A 2,343-nucleotide genomic window follows, 5' to 3' on the forward strand; every position below is an offset into this window, starting at 1 on the left:
AGCGCCCCGCTCGGCGCGGCGCAGCACCGCCCGGCAGACGGCGGTGACGGCGGCCAGGCCGAGCGCGGTGCCTGCGGCGCCCGCGAAGGACGTCCCGTACACGAGCAGGACCGCCGGGACGAGGGCGCAGCTGAACGCCGCCCAGCGCACCACCTCGCCCACCGCGTCCTGCGGCCCGTCGTCCCCCCTCGGCCAACGGGGCGCTCCGGGGCGGGGTCCCGGCACGGCATCGTACGGCCCGGCTGCCGGCGCCTCCCCGCGCGGCCCGGCCCCCGGTGCCGCCTCGCCGTGTGCCCGCCGTGCCTCGCCGTACGCGTCCGGGCCGTCGGCGTGGGGCTCGGGGTCGGCGCCGTGCGGTTCCACGCCCTCGCCGTAGGGTTCCGGGGCGTCGTCGGGGGTGTGCCCGCGGGCCGGTGCGTGCGCCGCCCCGTGCCGGGGTGCGTGCGGGTGCGGCGCCGCGGGCGCGGTCGGGTGCGTGGCGGTGGCCTGGGTCGCGGACACGGGGGCTCCCTGGGGTGCGGCGGTCGGGGGGACCGCGCTGCCAACGACGGCGCGCCGCTCGGGTCACTGCCGCACACCCCCGGTCGGCGGCCGTCCGCGCCGCCGCACACGTCCGGTCGGCGGCCGTTCCGGCTCACGCCGTGGCGCCCGGCCGTCGGGGTTCCCGGGCTCGCCGTGCCCGTGCGCGTGACGCGTCGCAGCAGGAGGGCTCATACCGCACGCTGCAGGGCTCGCCGTGCCCGTGCGGGTGACGCTCCGTGCCCTTCCGATGCTGTTCGGTAAGCCCTTCGGGGGACGCCTGTAGGGGCCAACCGGCGTTGCCATACGAGGCCGGCTCGGGCATGCTCCCTGGAACGCCGCGTACCCAGTGGCGTACACAGGGCAACTCTGGGCACGGCAGGAGTGGCGCCGTACCCTTGGGGGTATGGGGTTGGGAAGATGATTCCCGGACACGGCTCCGAGCCACCCGCACCTTGCCCGTACATCCCGTGAAGGACTTCCCTCGCCGAGACACCGATGGCCGGTCACGAATACCCAGAACCCGCGGACCGCAGAAGGGGCGCCGATTCGGCGGTCGACCCCCTCGCGGCGGCCGAGCCGCGCCACTCCTGTGACCCCGCGTTCCGCCACGGCGTCGTCGTCGGCTTCGACGGGTCGACCTCCAGTGAGCGCGCCCTCGCGTACGCGATCGGCATGGCGAGCCGCTCCGGCTCCGGCCTGATCATCGTCCACGTCGCGAACCGGCTCCCCACCACGGTGTGGGCCGGCTGCGAGCCACCCGTCTTCGTCGACGTCCCCGACCACCGCACCGAGGTGCTCGGGCTGGAGCTCGCCTGCGCGGACTATCTCTCCGAGGTCCCCTGGATCCTCGTCGAGCGCGGTGGCGACATCTGCCACGAGCTGGAGGAGGTCGGCCGGGAGTACGAGGCGGACGCCATCGTCGTCGGCTCCACCCACGGCATCGTGGGGCGCATCTTCGGCTCAGTGGCGGGCCGGCTCGCACGACGCGCCCAACGACCGGTCGTCGTCATTCCGTGACCTGCCGTATGCCCAGGTGAGACCTCGTCAACTCCCCTGCTTCCCAGCGCGATTCGATGCCCCCGCGAGGTGGGTTGTGCGCTTGTGAAGGGTATATCCCTGTGGCTGGGAACCAACGCAGTGGAGCAGAAGCCCCGTACCGGCCCCCGGACCCGGCGCCCGCGAGCGGCGACCCAGCGGCATCCCCGACACAGCAGCCACGTCTGCGCACAACTGCACACGAAGGGAGCCCGCCGTGGACAACGACGTCTCTGCGGGAAGCACCACCTCCACCCTCGGCCGACTCGCACTCGGCCTGACCCTGCTCGCCTTCGGCCTCGGCAACACCGGGGTGATCGACAACGTCGGGGCGGCGGACGCCTCGTCCCTCGCCACCTGGGTCGGCGGGGTCGCCCTCTTCGTCTGCGGCGTCCTCGCCCTGCGCGGCGGCGACGGCCGCACCGGCACCGCGTACGCCGGGCTCGGCGCCTTCTGGTTCACCTGGGGCAGCGCAGCGGGCACCGGGGTCTCCGCCGAGGCGGCCGGCCTGTTCCTGCTGCTCTTCGCACTCCTGGCGCTCACCCTGACCGCCTCGGCGGGCGGGAGCGGGCTGCTCGGCCAGGGGGTGTACGGGCTGCTGTTCCTGGCGCTCCTGCTGCTCGGCATCGGCACCTTCGCCGAGGTGTCCGCGCTCGGCAGGACGGCCGGCTGGGTCGCCGCCGTGGCGGGCCTCGCGGCCTGGTACGGCGCGACGGCCGCGCTCGCCGGCTGGCCGGCGCTCACCGGTCGCGGCGCACGCGGCAGCGCGCCGGCCGCGAGCTGAGC

The 2,343-nt window shown here is 75.3% G+C and carries 3 protein-coding genes; 2 read left to right on the forward strand and 1 reads right to left on the reverse strand.

The window, feature by feature from the left end; all coding sequences use genetic code 11:
• Positions 1–501, reverse strand: a 501-nt coding sequence (locus BJP40_RS35335) for a hypothetical protein (protein ID WP_226962994.1), incomplete at its 3' end; no start/stop codon positions are given.
• Positions 502–1,017: 516 nt separating this feature from the next.
• Here BJP40_RS35335 and BJP40_RS07600 point away from each other — a divergent pair.
• Positions 1,018–1,539, forward strand: a complete 522-nt coding sequence (locus BJP40_RS07600) for a universal stress protein (protein ID WP_071265206.1) — start codon at positions 1,018–1,020, stop codon at positions 1,537–1,539.
• A 235-nt stretch (positions 1,540–1,774) separates the two neighbouring features.
• Positions 1,775–2,341 carry a GPR1/FUN34/YaaH family transporter gene (locus BJP40_RS07605; RefSeq protein ID WP_071279644.1) on the forward strand — a complete coding sequence of 189 codons (567 nt, stop codon included), beginning with the start codon at positions 1,775–1,777 and terminating at the stop codon, positions 2,339–2,341.
• Positions 2,342–2,343: the final 2 nt, after the last annotated feature.

It is taken from the genome of Streptomyces sp. CC53 (assembly GCF_001865245.1).
Lineage (GTDB): Bacteria > Actinomycetota > Actinomycetes > Streptomycetales > Streptomycetaceae > Streptomyces.

Coding starts and splice junctions, on each gene's coding strand:
- BJP40_RS07600 (WP_071265206.1), top strand. CDS start 1,018: ATGGCCGGTCACGAATACCCAGAACCCGCGGACCGCAGAAGGGGCGCC.